The following is a 16126-nucleotide window of genomic DNA, read 5'->3' on the forward strand; positions in this document are numbered from 1 at the left end:
TTACGGTGCGGCCGGGATGGCGTCACTTGTACACAGGGTCAGCGCTTTCATGTATGGGTTTAAACGATTCATACACAGGTATGAAGAGAGAGGGCATTCGCAGGAGCTGCCGCAGGCTGCGATCTTTTGATTTTGATTTCGGGATCAAAAGATCGCAGCCTGCGGCAGCTCCTGCCGGGGGGAATCTGGTCCTGCAAGAGTTGTTAGCGCAGCAGCTTCTGAAACTCCTCCACCGGCAATGGCGCGCTGTGCAGATACCCTTGATAGAAGTGGCAGCCCAGCCCTTGCAGGAACTCCAGTTGCTCCGGCGTCTCCACGCCTTCGGCAATCACCTTCAATTCCAGGCTGCGGGCCATGGCGACGATGGCGCGGATGATCTCGGCGTCGTTGGGGTCGGTGGTGGCGTCGCGAATGAACGACTGGTCGATTTTCAGGGTGTCGACCGGCAGGCGCTTGAGGTAGGTCAGTGAGGAGTACCCGGTGCCGAAGTCATCCATGGCGAAGCTCACGCCGAGCTTCTTCAGGCGCCGCATTTTGTTGATGGTGTCTTCCAGGTTCTGGATGACGATGCCTTCGGTGATCTCCAGTTTCAGCATGGTGCAGGGCAGGCCGTAGCGGGCGAGGCTGCCTTCGATGTGTTCGACGAAATCGTTCTGGCGGAATTGCCGCGGGCTGATGTTCACGCACAGGCTGAAATCGTGCGGGTCCACCAGGCCGTTGGCAATCAGTTGCCGGAAAGCCTTGCAGGCTTCGTCGACGATCCAGGTGCCGACCTCCAGGATCAACCCACTGTCCTCCAGCACCTTGATGAACTCGGCGGGCGATTGCGCGCCCAGTTCCGGGTGATTCCAGCGCACCAGCGCTTCGGCGCCGACGATGCGGTTATCCCGGGCATCGAGTTGCGGCTGGTAGTGCACGCGAAATTCGCCGCGGGAAAGCGCCAGGCGCAGATCGGTCTCCATGCGCAGGCGCTCGCTCGCGGCCTTTTGCATGGTGTTGTGGTACATCTGCGCGGTGTTGCGCCCCGAGTCCTTGGCCCGATACAGCGCGATGTCGGCGCGCTTGAGCAGGTCGGTCGGCGTGGAGCCGTGATCGGGAATCAGCGCAATGCCGATACTGGGTGTCACTTGCAGGCGCTGGCCGTCGAGGAACATGGGCTCGGACAGCAGTTCGCGCAACGTGTCGGCCAACTCGCTGACCTGCAGGCTGACATCGTTGCGCGACCCTTCGAGGCCGCTGAGCAGCACCACGAATTCGTCACCGCCCAGGCGCGCCACCGTGTCTTCCATGCGCACGCTGGCTTCCAGGCGCGCGGTGATGATTTTCAGCACCGTATCGCCCACCGGGTGGCCGAGCGAATCGTTGATGTGCTTGAAGTGGTCGAGGTCGAGAAACATCAGCGCGCCGCGCAGGTTATGGCGCTTGAGCAGGGCAATCTGCTGGCTCAGGCGGTCCATCAGCAGGGCGCGGTTGGGCAGGTTGGTCAGCGGGTCGTGGTAGGCCAGGTGGCGGATCTGTGCCTCGGCGTTTTTCAGCAGGCTGACGTCCCGCGCGGTCAGTAGCAGGCAGGCGGTTTCATTGAGGGTAATCGGTTCCACCGAGACCTCGACGGTCAGCAACTCGCCGCGCTTGTTGCGCCCGAGCATTTCCCGGTGGTGCACCCGGCCCTTGATCTGCAGTTCAGCCAGCAACGCCGAGCGTTGCTTCTCTTCGGCCCAGATTCCGACCTGGTACACCGTGCGGCCGATCACTTCATCGGCCCGGTAACCCGTGAGGCGGCAGAAGCCGTCGTTGACCTCCAGGTAGCGCCCGGTGTCCCGTTCGGTGATGGTGATGGCGTCGGGGCTGGAGTGGAACGCCTTGGCGAACTTCTCTTCGCTGGCCTTGAGGGCGGCTTCCGAGCGTTGCTGCTGGGTGATGTCGCGCAAGGTGGTGACGATGCACGGCTGGTCGCCGACGCTGATCTGCCGGCTGGAAATCACGCAGGTCAGCAATTGCCCGTCCTTGTGTTCGACCAGGATCGCCACGTTGTTCAGCGATTGTTCGCGGATCACCTGTTCGATGCGTTGCAGGCTTTTCGCCGAGGCGTCCCACAGGCCGATTTCGTCGGCGCTGCGCCCGATCACGTCGGCGGCGGTCCAGCCGAAGGTCTGGGTGAAGCTGGAGTTGATCTCGATGAACTGCCCGGTGTTCTGGTCGGTCACGCAGATCGGGTCCGGGCTGACCTGGAACAAGGTGGCGAATTTTTCCTCGGAAGCCACCAGCCGCTGTTCGCGCTCGACCTGTTCGGTGATGTCGAGGAGGGTGCCGGCCATGCGCAGGGGCAGGCCGTTATCATCGCGATAAAGCCGGGCACGGCTCTCCAGGTAGCGCGAGCTGCCGTCCGGCAATTGCACGCGGTAAGTCAGCTGATAGTTGCCCGCCGGCCCTTCGCGCAGGCTGCGGTAGGCATCGCGCATGGAGTTGCGTTCTTCATCGGGCACGCCTTCGAAAAACTCATCGAAGGATTCATGGAACGGTTTGGCCTCCATGCCGTGCAACTGGGCCGCGCGGGCCGAGCCGTAGAGCATGCCGCTGGGAATGTGCCAGTCCCAGGTGCCCAGTTGCGCCGAATCCAGCGCCAGGTCGAGGCGTTCCTGACTGTCCTTGAGCGCGTGCTCGGCGGCTTTGCGCTCGGTGGTGTCGAGGAAGGTGCTCAGCAGGTAGGGCTGGCCTTCGAGTTCAACCTTTTGCGCACTGAGAATGCCGTCGTGGATCTGCCCGTTGCTGGCGCGAAATTGCACCTCCATGCTGGTCAATTCGCCTTTGGCCTTGGTGGCCTTGACCAGTTCGGCCCGTTGTTCGGGGTGTACCCACAGGTCCAGTTCCAGGGTGGTGCGACCGATCGCGTCCTGCACCGGCCAGCCGAACAGGCTTTCGAAATACTGGTTGGCCTCGGTGATCAGGCCGTCATCCTGACGGGTCAGCAGGACCATGTTCGGGCACAGGTGAAACAGCGTGGCGAAGCGCTTTTCCGAGCTGCTCAAGGCCTGTTCGCGCTGGCGCTGGTGGGTGATTTCGCGGATCACGCCGATCATCCGGGGTCGACCGTGCTTGTCCGGCAGCAGGCTGCCACTGATTTCCAGCCAATGCAGGCTGCCATCGGGCCAGCGGATGCGGTGGTGCATGGCGTGTTCCAGCGGCGCGCCGGCGATCACCGCGTGGAAGGCACGAACGGTTTTCGCCCGGTCTTCCGGGGGCAGCAAGTCGAGGTATTCCAGGTCGGCCGGCAGCGGTTGCCGTGGATCGAAGCCGAACAGCGCCTGCGTACCCCGCGACCAACTGATTTGCCCGCGCTCGATATCCCAATACCAGGCGCCCAGGCGCGCGCCGTTGAGGGCGGCCAGCAATTGCGGGGCACTCTCCCAGCTCTGCTCTGAACGTTTGGGGTCAAGTGCCTGGATGCGCGGCATTGGCGGAATACGGTCAACAGATTTCGGCATTGGCAAGCCTTAGACTGAGTTAAGCGTTTGGCGCAGGGTTTCGCGGCTCTATAGGAGTAGCACAAGTTAGCCTTGAGTCCCTGGCAGATCGATCTGGGCATCCAGCAAGGCCATGAAAGCCCGTGCTGCATTCGACAGCGTCCGTTCCGTGTGCAGGATATAGCCTAGCTGGCGGGACAGTTGTATGCCCGGCAGAGGTATTCGCGCAACTTGTTCATCCAGCATGGTGCGCGGCAAGACACTCCAGGCCAGGCCAATGGACACCATCATCTTGATGGTTTCCAGGTAATTGGTGCTCATGGCGATGTTCGGCGTCAGGCCCTGGGCCTCGAACAGGCGCTGGACGATATGGTGGGTGAAGGTGTTGCCGCCGGGAAACACCGCCGGATGCCGGGCGATGTCCGCCAGGCTGACCTTGCCGTTGTTGATCAGTGAATGCTCCGGGGCGACCACGAAGTCCAGCGGGTCATCCCACACTGGCGTGGCCTTGACCAGCGCGTGGGGCTCGGGCGCCAGAGTAATGACCGCCAGTTCCGCGCGGCCGTGGAGGATTTCCTCGTAGGCCACTTCCGAGTCGAGAAACTGGATGTCCAGCGCGACGTCGGGGTAGCGCCGGGTGAACTCCCTTAATAAAGGCGGCAAGCGGTGCAGGCCGATGTGGTGACTGGTGGCCAGGGTCAGACGACCGGTCACCTCGCCAGTGAGGTTGGTCAGGGCGCGGCGCGTATCATCAAGGACGTTCAATATCTGGTAGGCACGCGGCAGCAGGGCGCGGCCCGCCTCGGTCAGGCCGACTTCACGGCCCAGCCGATCGAACAATCTTACTTTAAGTTGTTGCTCCAGCCCGGCGATGCGTTTGCTGATGGCGGGTTGGGTCAGATGCAGTCGCTCGCCGGCGCCGGAGAAGCTTCCGGTCTCGGCGATGGCAATAAAGGCATTGAGATTGGCCAGGTCCATGGAAGTATTCCAGTTGGTTATCCAAAGCATAAAAAATATGAATTTGAGTTATTTAATGTAACCCCATAGGATCAGCCTCACAAGCCAAAGGGTTATTGAAGTTCTCAAGGCCCAAGAGGTTTGTGTGGCGTGTTTGGTAGTTCAAATTCGGATGCCGGAAGTCCATAGCCAAGGCGCTGCGACGAGTCATAGCTTGCTATGGGGAGGAGCAGCAACGCAGGATGTGGGCTTCAGGCGCCGAAGTTGAGCTACCAAACACGCTACACAGACCTCTCTGGCATAGAAAAGCTGATGAGGAAACCGTCTGATGGCCGGCAAAACGCTCTACGACAAGCTCTGGGATTCGCATTTGGTCAAGCAGCGCGACGATGGCTCTGCGCTGATCTACATCGATCGTCACATCATCCACGAAGTGACGTCGCCGCAGGCCTTTGAAGGTCTGCGCCTGGCCGGGCGCAAGCCATGGCGCATCGATGCCAATATCGCGACCCCGGACCACAACGTACCGACCACCCCGGAGCGCAAGGGCGGCATCGAAGCCATCGCCGACCAGGTCTCGCGTTTGCAGGTCCAGACCCTCGACGATAACTGTGATGAATACGGCATCACCGAATTCAAGATGAATGACGTGCGCCAAGGCATCGTTCACGTCATCGGCCCGGAGCAGGGCGCGACCTTGCCGGGCATGACCGTGGTCTGCGGCGACTCCCATACCTCGACCCACGGCGCGTTCGGTGCCCTGGCCCACGGTATCGGCACTTCCGAGGTCGAGCACGTGCTCGCCACCCAGTGCCTGGTCGCCAAGAAAATGAAGAATATGTTGGTGTCGGTCGAAGGCAAACTGCCGTTCGGCGTGACCGCCAAGGACATCGTGCTCGCCGTGATCGGCAAGATCGGCACCGCCGGCGGTAACGGCCACGCCATCGAATTCGCTGGCAGCGCGATTCGCGACCTGTCCGTCGAAGGCCGCATGACCATCTGCAACATGTCCATCGAGGCCGGCGCTCGCGTAGGCCTGGTGGCGGCTGACGAAAAAACTGTGGCCTACGTGAAGGGCCGTCCATTCGCGCCGAAAGGCGCGGAATGGGATCTGGCCGTCGAAGCCTGGAAAGACCTGGTGTCCGACGCCGACGCGAAGTTCGACACCCTCGTCGAGCTCGACGCCACCCAGATCAAGCCGCAAGTCAGCTGGGGCACTTCGCCCGAGATGGTGCTGGCGGTTGACCAGAACGTACCGGATCCGGCCAAGGAAATGGACCTGGTCAAGCGTGGCTCCATCGAGCGCGCCTTGAAGTACATGGGGTTGACCGCCAATCAGGCGATTACCGACATTCAGCTGGACCGCGTGTTCATCGGTTCCTGCACCAACTCGCGGATCGAAGACCTGCGTGCGGCGGCGGTGATCGCCAAGGGCCGCAAAGTGGCCTCGACCATCAAGCAGGCCATCGTGGTGCCGGGCTCGGGCCTGGTGAAGGCGCAGGCCGAATCGGAAGGCCTGGACAAGATTTTCCTCGAAGCCGGTTTTGAATGGCGCGAGCCAGGCTGCTCGATGTGCCTGGCGATGAACCCGGACCGTCTGGAGTCGGGCGAGCATTGCGCGTCCACCTCGAACCGTAACTTCGAAGGCCGTCAGGGCGCCGGTGGTCGTACCCACCTGGTCAGCCCGGCCATGGCCGCGGCCGCCGCGGTGAACGGTCGTTTCGTCGACGTCCGTGAATTGATCTAAAGGAGCGCAGCATGAAAGCTTTTACCCAGCACACTGGACTTGTCGCGCCTCTGGATCGTGCCAACGTCGACACCGACCAGATCATCCCGAAGCAGTTCTTGAAGTCGATCAAGCGCACCGGTTTCGGTCCGAACCTGTTCGACGAGTGGCGCTACCTGGATGTCGGGCAGCCGTACCAGGACAACTCCAAGCGCCCGCTGAACAAGGATTTCGTGCTCAACGCCGAGCGTTACCAGGGCGCCAGCGTGCTGCTGGCCCGGGAGAACTTCGGTTGCGGCTCCAGCCGCGAGCACGCGCCATGGGCATTGGAAGAGTACGGGTTCCGCAGCATCATCGCGCCGAGCTACGCCGACATCTTCTTCAACAACAGCTTCAAGAACGGCTTGCTGCCGATCATCCTGAGCGATGCCGAAGTCGATGAGCTGTTCCAGCAGGTCGAGGCCGATCCGGGCTATCAGTTGCAGATCGATCTGCAAGCTCAGACCGTGACCCGTCCGGACGGCAAAGTCTTGAGCTTTGAAATCGATGCGTTCCGCAAGCACTGCCTGCTCAATGGCCTGGACGATATCGGCCTGACCTTGCAGGACGGCGATGCGATCGCGGCGTTCGAAGCCAAACACCGGGCGAGCCAGCCGTGGTTGTTTCGCGACGCGTGATTGATCCGGCATCGATGTAGGCAGGGCCGGCCCCTTCGCGAGCAAGCCCGCTCCCACATTGGCTGTACGGCGCTTACAAAACCCCTGTGGGAGCGGGCTTGCTCGCGAAGACGGCAGCACAGACACCGCAAGACCAAACCCCAAAAAGGAAGTCCCTCATGACCAGCACCGCCCGGCACAGTCAGGTCGTCCAGAAGCAATTCGGTGAACAGGCCGCGGCCTACCTGAGCAGCGCTGTCCACGCTCAAGGCACCGAATTCGCGCTGCTACAAGCCGAGCTGGCGGGGCAGGGCGAGGCCCGGGTGCTGGACCTGGGGTGTGGCGCCGGTCACGTGAGTTTTCAGGTGGCGTCGCTGGTCAAGGACGTGGTGGCCTACGACCTGTCGCAACAAATGCTCGACGTGGTCGCCGCCGCAGCCGTCGATCGTGGCCTGAGTAATGTCACCACCGTCAACGGCGCCGCCGAACGCCTGCCGTTCGCCGATGGCGAGTTCGATTTCGTCTTCAGCCGTTATTCAGCGCACCATTGGAGCGACCTCGGCCTGGCCCTGCGCGAAGTTCGCCGGGTGCTGAAGCCCGGTGGCGTAGCCGCTTTCATTGATGTGTTGTCACCGGGCAGCCCGTTGTTCGACACTTACCTGCAAAGCGTCGAAGTGCTGCGGGACACCAGCCACGTGCGCGATTATTCCGCCGGGGAATGGTTGCGCCAGGTCAGCGAAGCGGGGTTGCATACCCGCAGTACCACCCGTCAGCGGTTGCGCCTGGAGTACAACTCCTGGGTCGAGCGCATGCGCACGCCACAGGTGATGCGCGCGGCGATCCGCGAGCTGCAGCAGGCGATGGGCAACGAAGTACGCGAATATTTTGAGATTGAGGCCGATGGTTCGTTCAGTACCGATGTACTTGTACTGATGGCCGAACGATAAGAATTTTTCCGGGCGCGCCGCGAGCGCACCGACTGATGACATGAGGAAAGCATGAGCAAGCAGATTCTGATTCTCCCTGGTGACGGTATTGGCCCGGAAATCATGGCCGAAGCGGTCAAGGTGCTGGAACTGGCCAACGACAAGTTCGCCCTGGGCTTCGAGCTGAGCCACGACGTGATCGGTGGCGCCGCCATCGACAAGCACGGCGTGCCGCTGGCCGATGAAACCCTGGAGCGCGCCCGCGCGGCCGACGCCGTGCTGCTGGGCGCTGTTGGCGGCCCGAAATGGGACACCATCGAGCGTGACATCCGTCCAGAGCGCGGCCTGCTGAAAATCCGTGCGCAACTGGGCCTGTTCGGCAACCTGCGTCCGGCGATCCTGTACCCGCAACTGGCCGAAGCATCGAGCCTGAAGCCAGAAATCGTTTCCGGCCTGGACATCCTGATCGTTCGCGAGCTGACCGGCGGTATTTACTTCGGCGCGCCACGCGGCACCCGTACCCTGGAAAACGGCGAGCGTCAGTCCTACGACACCCTGCCGTACAGCGAAAGCGAAATCCGTCGCATCGCCCGTGTCGGTTTCGACATGGCCATGGTGCGCAACAAGAAGCTGTGCTCGGTGGACAAGGCCAACGTACTGGCGTCCAGCCAGCTGTGGCGCGAAGTGGTCGAGCAAGTGGCCAAGGATTACCCTGAAGTCGAACTGAGCCACATGTACGTCGACAACGCCGCCATGCAACTGGTGCGCGCGCCGAAGCAGTTCGACGTGATCGTCACCGACAACATGTTTGGCGACATCCTGTCCGACCAGGCGTCGATGCTCACCGGTTCCATCGGCATGCTGCCGTCGGCGTCCCTGGACACCAATAACAAAGGCATGTACGAGCCGTGCCACGGTTCTGCACCGGATATCGCCGGCCAGGGCATTGCCAACCCGCTGGCGACCATTCTGTCGGTGTCGATGATGCTGCGTTACAGCTTCAACCAGCAGGCCGCGGCCGATGCCATCGAGAAAGCCGTCAGCCTGGTGCTGGATCAGGGCTTGCGCACGGGCGACATCTGGTCGACCGGTTGCACTAAAGTCGGTACGCAGCAAATGGGTGACGCAGTAGTCGCCGCGCTGCGGAATCTGTAATCTCTCGGGCCCGCTGCCACTTTCACCCCCGGACGCAGCGGTCCACATTTCAAGAAGGTGTAGTTGCGATGAAACGTGTAGGTCTGATCGGTTGGCGCGGTATGGTCGGTTCCGTGCTCATGCAGCGGATGCTGGAAGAGCAGGATTTCGATCTTATCGAGCCGGTGTTTTTCACCACTTCCAATGTCGGTGGCCAAGGCCCGTCCGTGGGCAAGGATATTGCTCCGCTCAAGGACGCTTACAGCATTGAAGAGCTGAAAACCCTCGACGTGATTCTGACCTGCCAGGGTGGCGACTACACCAGCGAAGTCTTCCCGAAGCTGCGCGAAGCCGGCTGGCAGGGTTACTGGATCGACGCCGCTTCCAGCCTGCGCATGCAGGATGACGCGGTCATCGTGCTGGACCCGGTCAACCGTAAGGTCATCGACCAGCAGCTGGACGCGGGCACCAAGAACTACATCGGCGGCAACTGCACCGTCAGCCTGATGCTGATGGGCCTGGGCGGCCTGTTCGAAGCCGGCCTGGTGGAGTGGATGAGCGCCATGACGTATCAGGCGGCCTCCGGTGGCGGCGCGCAGCACATGCGTGAACTGATCAAGCAAATGGGCGTGACCCACGGCGCCGTCGCCGACCAACTGGCCGACCCGGCCAGTGCGATCCTCGACATCGACCGTCGCGTGGCCGAAGCCATGCGCAGCGACGCCTACCCGACCGAACACTTCGGCGTACCGCTGGCCGGCAGCCTGATCCCGTGGATCGACAAGGAACTGCCGAACGGCCAGAGCCGCGAAGAGTGGAAGGCCCAGGCCGAGACCAACAAGATCCTCGGCCGTTTCAAGAGCCCGATCCCAGTGGATGGCATCTGCGTGCGCGTCGGCGCCATGCGCTGCCACAGCCAGGCGTTGACCATCAAGCTGAACAAGGATGTGCCGATCGCCGATATCGAAGGGCTGATCAGCCAGCACAACCCATGGGTCAAGCTGGTGCCGAACAACCGCGAGATCAGCATGCAGGAACTGAGCCCGACGAAAGTCACCGGTACCCTGAACGTGCCGGTCGGCCGCCTGCGCAAACTGAACATGGGTTCGCAGTTCGTCGGCGCGTTCACCGTCGGCGACCAGCTGCTGTGGGGCGCGGCGGAACCGCTGCGTCGCATGCTGCGGATCCTGCTTGAGCGTTGATCGATTGATGTAAACAAAGAACCCGTGCCTTGAAAGAGGTGCGGGTTTTTTTATTCCTGACAGTCTGAAGTTTATTGGTTGCCCAGGCCGGCCTCTTCGCGAGCAAGCCCGCTCCCACAGGTATCAGTGCAATCCATGTGGGAGCGGGCTTGCTCGCGAAGAGGCCGGAACAGGCACCGCGGATCCTGTCGAATTGCCTGCATGCCCCTCACCCGGTAAAGTGCCGCTCCCCCCGTTTCGCCAGAGGTAAAACCATGACCCAGTCCCTTGATATTGCCGTGATCGGCGCCACCGGTACTGTTGGCGAAACACTTGTGCAGATTCTCGAAGAGCGCGACTTCCCGGTCGGTACTCTCCATCTGTTGGCCAGCAGCGAATCCGCCGGCAGTTCGGTGCCGTTTCGCGGCAAGAACGTGCGGGTGCGGGAAGTCGATGAGTTCGACTTCAGCAAAGTACAGCTTGTGTTTTTTGCGGCAGGCCCGGCGGTGACCCTGAGTTTCGCCGCGCGTGCCACGGCGGCGGGCTGCTCGATCATCGACCTGTCCGGCGCTTTGCCGGCTGACGAGGCGCCGCAGGTGGTGCCTGAGGCCAATGCCCAGGTAGTGGGCGGCCTGAAAAAGCCGTTTCAAATCAGCAGCCCGAGCCCCTCGGCCACCACGTTGGCGGTGGTGCTGGCGCCCTTGCTGGGCTTGCTCGACCTGCAACGCATCAACCTGACCGCAAGTCTGGCAGTGTCGGCCCAGGGCCGCGAAGCGGTGACTGAACTGGCGCGGCAGACCGCCGAACTGCTCAATGTACGTCCCCTGGAGCCGAAGTTCTTCGACCGGCAGATGGCCTTCAACCTGCTGGCCCAGGTCGGCAAGCCGGACGAGCAGGGTCATACGCTGCTGGAAAAACGCCTGGTGCGTGAGCTGCGCCAGGTCATGGCGCTGCCTTCCTTGAAGATTTCTGTCACTTGCATTCAAGCCCCGGTGTTTTTTGGCGATAGCTATAGCGTGACCTTGCAGTCAGCCAGCGAGATCGACCTGGCGAAAGTCAACGCGGCGCTGGAAGATGCCCCCGGCATCGAGCTGGTGGAAGCCGGTGATTACCCGACAGCGGTCGGCGATGCGGTAGGCCAGGATGTGGTCTACGTGGGTCGGGTTCGTCGGGGTGTCGACGACCTGTCGGAACTAAATATGTGGCTGACGTCAGATAACGTACGCAAGGGCTCGGCGCTCAATGCTGTGCAGCTGGCTGAATTGTTGATAAAAGACCTGCTGTAAAAGATACTTGGCGACAAATTTGCGAATGGTTCCGGGCGAGCGTCATGCTGGGCCGGAATGCTGATGGCAAGCCACCCTGCGGGGCTTTCCGGGGCATGCACGAAACGATCGCGCGCGACGACCCTTCGTCGCCGCGCGCCATGCCTTACGGCAGCGGCAATCAATACCTTCTCGCTGGCCGAGGAATGTTCAAACTAAGGATGAGCTATGGTTCAAGTTCGCAAACTGGTGTTAGCAATAGCGGCCGCCTCGGCGCTGTCCTCCGGTATGGCGCATGCCCTCGGGCTCGGGGAATTGACCCTGAAATCGACGCTGAACCAGCCGTTGGTGGCGGAAATCGAGTTGCTCGACGTCAAGGAACTCACCGCTGCCGAAGTGGTGCCTAGCCTGGCTTCACCTGAAGAGTTCGCCAAGGCCGGTGTCGACCGCCAGGCGTTTCTCAATGACCTGACCTTTACCCCGGTGCTGAACGCCAGCGGTAAAAGCATCCTGCGTGTGACCTCCAGCAAACCGCTTTCCGAGCCGATGGTGAAATTCCTGGTTCAGGTGATGTGGCCCAACGGTCGTCTGCTGCGCGACTACAGCGTGCTGCTCGATCCGTCCAAATTCTCCCCGCAGACGGCTGAAGCGGCTGCGCAGCCAGCACCGACCCAGGGCGTTACGCCACCCGTTACCGGTGCGACCAAACCGTCCCAGTACACCACCACGCCGCGCGATACCCTGTGGGAAATCGCCGCGAAGGCGCGTAATGGCGGGTCGATCCAGCAAACCATGCTGGCCATCCAGGCCATGAACCCGGATGCCTTCATCGACGGCAACATCAACCGCTTGAAAACCGGGCAAGTGCTGCGCCTGCCGGATCAGGCGCAAAGCACCAGCCTGCCGCAACCCAAGGCGATTGCCGAAGTGGCGGCGCAGAACACCGCCTGGCGCCAGGGGCGTCGCTATGTGGCGAAGCCTGGAACCGGGCAGCAGCAACTCGACGCGACCAATCGTGGCCGTGGCGAAGCGGTCTCGACACAGGCCGGCCAGGATAATCTGAGCCTGGTGTCGGCGGAGTCCGGCAAGGCCCGCGGCAAAGGTGCCGCTGGCGATGCCAAGGCGTTGAGCAACAAGCTCGCCGTGACCCGCGAAAGCCTCGACACGACCCGTCGTGACAACGAGGAACTCAGAAGCCGCATGACCGATCTGCAAAGTCAGATGGACAAGCTGCAAAAGCTGATCGAGCTGAAGAATAACCAGCTGGCCAAATTGCAGGCTGAAGGTGCTGCGGGCAAGCCGGCCGACGCTGTTGTCGCGGCCGCGCCGGCGATCACCGCGGAACTGGCGGCCAGCCCTGCGCCAGCACCCGCCGAACCTGCACCTGCACCTGCACCTGCACCTGCAACGCCTGCTCCGGCCGCGGCGGCACCTGAAGTGGCCCCGGTTCCGGCCGAGCCAGTCGTCGAGCCGGCACCGGTCGCCTCGGATGACCAGACATTCAACGAGTTGCTGACCAATCCATGGCTGCTGGGCCTGGCCGGTGGCGGGGCCGTGGTTGCCTTGCTGTTGTTGCTATTGCTGGCCCGTCGCCGCAAAGCCCAGCAGGAAGCCGAGAAACACCTGCGCATGGCGCGCGCCCTGGCCGAGGATCAGCCGTTTTCCGCCGATCTCGACCTGCCGGAAAGCAGCTTCGAAGGCCTGGAAGTGCCGCCGCCAAGCGTGAAACTCGCGACCGTGCCGGATCCCGTTCCAGCCCCGGCTCCAGCACCGGCCCCGGTGATCGCGCCGGTCATCGTCACGCCGCCGATCGCCGCACCGCTGGTGTCGCCGGCCGCCGAACGTTCCGATGACGTCCTGGGCCAGGCCCGGTCGCATATCGACGCCGGTCGCCTGAATCAGGCCGCCGCGCTGCTGGAAGAGGGTGTCAAGCAAGAGCCGCAGCGCAGTGATGTGCGCCTGAAATTGATGGAGGTCTACGGCCTGCAGGGTGACCGCGATGCATTCGTGGCTCAGGAGCGTCAGTTGGTGGCCAACGGCGATAATTTTGCCCAGGTCGAAAAACTGAAAAGCCGTTTTCCGGCGATGGCGCTGGTCGCAGCCGGTGGTATCGCCGCCGCTGCCGTCGCTGCCGAGCTGGACGCGCAATATGTGAAGGACCTGCTGCTGGACGAACCGCAAGCGCCGGAGCCAGAGCCTGAACCTGAACCTGAACCGACCCTGGTCGATGACGATTTCGACAGCGCGTTCGACCTGAGCCTGGATGATCTGGACACCATCACGCCGGTCGCCGTTACGCCGGCGCCGCCCGTGGAGCCTGAACCTGAAACGGCGACGCTGGACGAGCTGGAAGATTTCCCGCTGGACGACGATCTGAGCTTTGAATCGGTGCTGCAGCAGCAGACTGAAATCAAGGAAAACCTCGACGATCTCTCGGATTTCGACCTGGACATGGACCTCGGTGGCGAGCCTTCGCCGGCGACCCTGGCCGAAGACGATTTCCTGCTGAGCCTGGACGACGACCTCAAGGACCTGCCCGTTGCCGAAGAAGCACCGGCGGCCCCGGAAGTGGCGCTGGACGACCTGGAGTTGCCGGCCGATTTCGACCTGTCCCTGGCCGATGAGATGGATGCGCCAGCGGCGCCGGATGCGTTTGCCGCCGAGCTGGATGACGTCAACGCCGAACTGGATCGCCTGTCCCAGAGCATCAGCGAACCGACCTTCACCGTTGACGACGCCCTGGCGACCGTGGACGACGAGCCGGAGTTCGATTTCCTGTCCGGCACCGACGAAGTGGCCACCAAGCTCGATCTGGCCCAGGCCTACATCGACATGGGTGACAGCGACGGCGCCCGGGACATCCTCAATGAGGTGGTGACCGAAGGCGACGAAGGCCAGAAGAGCGAAGCCAAGGAGATGCTTTCGCGCCTGGCTTGAGTGATCGAAGCAGATGTAGACGAAACGGCAGCCCGGTAAGGCTGCCGTTTTTGTTCAGGCAGTGGCTGGGGTGGTGTTTGTCAGGTCCTCTTCGCGAGCAAGCCCGCTCCCACAAGTGATTGGCGGCGCACACAGATCCAATGTGGGAGCGGGCTTGCTCGCGAAGAGGCCGTCACATTCGACGCAGTACGGTCTGTTGCACTGGCATCCCGGTCCGACACCCTTATAATGCCCGCCTTAGCGAATATCAGCAGGCTGTCACCCCTTGGCAAACATAGATAACCCGGCCGCCGAAATGGCGGCCGACGGATTTTTCCGGATCGCGTTGGGCGTTGAATACAAGGGCTCGCGCTATCGCGGCTGGCAGCGCCAGGCCTCCGGCGTGCTCACCGTGCAGGAAACCCTCGAAAACGCCTTGTCCAAAGTCGCCGATTCACCGGTTTCGCTGCTATGCGCCGGGCGTACCGATGCCGGCGTGCATGCCTGCGGACAAGTGGTGCATTTCGATACCCGGGTCGAGCGGTCGATGAAAGCCTGGGTCATGGGCGCCAACATCAACTTGCCCCACGACGTCAGTGTCAGCTGGGCCAAGGTCATGCCGGCGCATTTTCATGCCCGGTTCAAGGCCATCGCCCGTCGCTACCGCTATGTGATCTACAACGATCAGATCCGCCCGGCGCACTTGAACGAAGAAATCACCTGGAACCATCGTCCGCTGGATGTCGAGCGCATGGCCGAAGCGGCGCAATACCTGGTGGGCACCCATGATTTCAGCGCCTTCCGCGCCGGTCAGTGCCAGGCCAAGTCGCCGATCAAGGAGCTGCATCACCTGCGCGTGACGCGCCACGGCAAGATGATCGTGCTGGACATCCGTGCCAGCGCCTTCTTGCACCACATGGTGCGTAACATTGCCGGGGTATTGATGACCATCGGTTCCGGCGAGCGTCCGGTGCAGTGGATGAAGGAAGTGCTGGAGAGCCGTATCCGTCGTTCCGGCGGGGTCACCGCCCATCCGTTTGGCCTGTATCTGGTGCAGGTCGAGTACCGCGACGAGTTCCAATTGCCCGAGCGTTTTATCGGGCCGCACTTCCTCACCGGTTTCTCCGAACTTGACGGCTGACGCCCTCGAACGCTTTTGTTACCATCCGGGACTTTCTCGGATTTGCCGTGGGGTTTTATCGACATGTCAGCCGTTCGCAGCAAGATTTGCGGGATTACCCGCATAGAGGATGCGTTGGCGGCGGTCGAAGCCGGGGCCGATGCCATCGGATTCGTTTTCTACGCCAAGAGCCCGCGGGCGGTGACGTTCCAGCAGGCACGCGCGATCATCCAGGCGTTGCCGCCGTTCGTCACCACCGTGGGGCTGTTCGTCAATGCCAGTCGGTGCGAGTTGGGCGAAATCCTCGACGCCGTGCCGCTGGACCTGTTGCAGTTCCATGGCGACGAAAGCGCCGAGGAATGCGAAGGCTGGCATCGTCCGTACATCAAGGCGTTGCGGGTCAAGGCCGGTGATGACATCGGCGCAGCCTGTGCCGCCTATCCGGGCGCCAGCGGTATTTTGCTGGACGCCTACGTCGAAGGTGTTCCCGGTGGAACCGGCGAAGCGTTCGACTGGTCACTGATACCGCAGGGCTTGAGCAAGCCGATCATCCTGGCGGGCGGCCTGACCCCGGATAACGTCGCCGAGGCCGTGAAGCGGGTTCAGCCTTATGCGGTGGATGTCAGCGGCGGGGTAGAGGCGAGCAAGGGCATCAAGGATCACGCAAAGATCAAGGCGTTCATCAAGGCGGCACGCGGATGATGTGACGGCTGGCACACTGCCGCCGTCCACTGCACTGTACAAAACGGCTGAGGATTGATGGGCGGTACGCAGGTCATGCTTC

At 62.2% G+C, this 16126-nt stretch carries 11 protein-coding genes; 9 read left to right on the forward strand and 2 right to left on the reverse strand.

The features are described 5' to 3' along the window. Nucleotides 1–203: 203 nt before the first annotated feature. Nucleotides 204–3482, reverse strand: coding sequence for a PAS domain S-box protein (locus F8N66_RS15780; protein ID WP_150771070.1), 3279 nt, complete (start codon nucleotides 3480–3482; stop codon nucleotides 204–206). 66 nt (nucleotides 3483–3548) lie between these two features. Continuing rightward, the gene (locus tag F8N66_RS15785) at nucleotides 3549–4439 is read right to left on the reverse strand and encodes a LysR family transcriptional regulator (protein WP_150771071.1); all 891 of its coding nucleotides are present in this window, start codon (nucleotides 4437–4439) and stop codon (nucleotides 3549–3551) included. Nucleotides 4440–4746: 307 nt separating this feature from the next. Between F8N66_RS15785 and leuC the strand changes: the two genes are divergently transcribed. The 9 genes from leuC (at nucleotide 4747) to F8N66_RS15830 (ending at nucleotide 16044) form a co-directional block, all read left to right on the forward strand. Beyond that, nucleotides 4747–6165, forward strand: a complete 1419-nt coding sequence (gene leuC / locus F8N66_RS15790) for a 3-isopropylmalate dehydratase large subunit (protein ID WP_150771072.1) — start codon at nucleotides 4747–4749, stop codon at nucleotides 6163–6165. Nucleotides 6166–6176: 11 nt separating this feature from the next. Next, nucleotides 6177–6821, forward strand: coding sequence for a 3-isopropylmalate dehydratase small subunit (gene leuD, locus F8N66_RS15795; RefSeq protein WP_150771073.1), 645 nt, complete (start codon nucleotides 6177–6179; stop codon nucleotides 6819–6821). A gap of 158 nt (nucleotides 6822–6979) precedes the next feature. Then, nucleotides 6980–7747: a class I SAM-dependent methyltransferase gene (locus tag F8N66_RS15800; protein ID WP_150771074.1), complete on the forward strand. Its 768-nt coding sequence runs from the start codon at nucleotides 6980–6982 to the stop codon at nucleotides 7745–7747. A gap of 51 nt (nucleotides 7748–7798) precedes the next feature. Next, nucleotides 7799–8881, forward strand: coding sequence for a 3-isopropylmalate dehydrogenase (gene leuB, locus F8N66_RS15805; RefSeq protein WP_095193305.1), 1083 nt, complete (start codon nucleotides 7799–7801; stop codon nucleotides 8879–8881). A gap of 68 nt (nucleotides 8882–8949) precedes the next feature. Beyond that, a complete protein-coding gene (gene asd / locus F8N66_RS15810; protein WP_150771075.1) occupies nucleotides 8950–10062 on the forward strand; it encodes an aspartate-semialdehyde dehydrogenase in 1113 nt (370 codons plus the stop codon). A gap of 254 nt (nucleotides 10063–10316) precedes the next feature. Further along, a complete protein-coding gene (locus F8N66_RS15815) occupies nucleotides 10317–11327 on the forward strand; it encodes an aspartate-semialdehyde dehydrogenase (RefSeq protein WP_150771076.1) in 1011 nt (336 codons plus the stop codon). Between the two features lie 207 nt (nucleotides 11328–11534). Continuing rightward, complete coding sequence (locus tag F8N66_RS15820; RefSeq protein ID WP_150771077.1) at nucleotides 11535–14243, forward strand: FimV/HubP family polar landmark protein; 2709 nt, start codon at nucleotides 11535–11537, stop codon at nucleotides 14241–14243. A gap of 295 nt (nucleotides 14244–14538) precedes the next feature. Continuing rightward, nucleotides 14539–15363, forward strand: coding sequence for a tRNA pseudouridine(38-40) synthase TruA (gene truA / locus F8N66_RS15825; protein WP_150771593.1), 825 nt, complete (start codon nucleotides 14539–14541; stop codon nucleotides 15361–15363). Between the two features lie 63 nt (nucleotides 15364–15426). Further along, nucleotides 15427–16044: a phosphoribosylanthranilate isomerase gene (locus F8N66_RS15830; protein ID WP_150771078.1), complete on the forward strand. Its 618-nt coding sequence runs from the start codon at nucleotides 15427–15429 to the stop codon at nucleotides 16042–16044. Nucleotides 16045–16126 lie beyond the last annotated feature (82 nt).

The sequence above is a fragment of the Pseudomonas fluorescens genome (genome assembly GCF_902498195.1).
In the GTDB taxonomy this organism is placed as follows: Bacteria; Pseudomonadota; Gammaproteobacteria; order Pseudomonadales; family Pseudomonadaceae; genus Aquipseudomonas; species Aquipseudomonas fluorescens_BU.

What these genes read in the sequence shown, in the direction of transcription:
- F8N66_RS15780 (WP_150771070.1), bottom strand. Translation starts at nt 3,482, where the DNA reads ATGCCGAAATCTGTTGACCGTATTCCGCCAATGCCGCGCATCCAGGCA.
- F8N66_RS15785 (WP_150771071.1), bottom strand. Translation starts at nt 4,439, where the DNA reads ATGGACCTGGCCAATCTCAATGCCTTTATTGCCATCGCCGAGACCGGA.
- leuC (WP_150771072.1), top strand. Translation starts at nt 4,747, where the DNA reads ATGGCCGGCAAAACGCTCTACGACAAGCTCTGGGATTCGCATTTGGTC.
- leuD (WP_150771073.1), top strand. Translation starts at nt 6,177, where the DNA reads ATGAAAGCTTTTACCCAGCACACTGGACTTGTCGCGCCTCTGGATCGT.
- F8N66_RS15800 (WP_150771074.1), top strand. Translation starts at nt 6,980, where the DNA reads ATGACCAGCACCGCCCGGCACAGTCAGGTCGTCCAGAAGCAATTCGGT.
- leuB (WP_095193305.1), top strand. Translation starts at nt 7,799, where the DNA reads ATGAGCAAGCAGATTCTGATTCTCCCTGGTGACGGTATTGGCCCGGAA.
- asd (WP_150771075.1), top strand. Translation starts at nt 8,950, where the DNA reads ATGAAACGTGTAGGTCTGATCGGTTGGCGCGGTATGGTCGGTTCCGTG.
- F8N66_RS15815 (WP_150771076.1), top strand. Translation starts at nt 10,317, where the DNA reads ATGACCCAGTCCCTTGATATTGCCGTGATCGGCGCCACCGGTACTGTT.
- F8N66_RS15820 (WP_150771077.1), top strand. Translation starts at nt 11,535, where the DNA reads ATGGTTCAAGTTCGCAAACTGGTGTTAGCAATAGCGGCCGCCTCGGCG.
- truA (WP_150771593.1), top strand. Translation starts at nt 14,539, where the DNA reads ATGGCGGCCGACGGATTTTTCCGGATCGCGTTGGGCGTTGAATACAAG.
- F8N66_RS15830 (WP_150771078.1), top strand. Translation starts at nt 15,427, where the DNA reads ATGTCAGCCGTTCGCAGCAAGATTTGCGGGATTACCCGCATAGAGGAT.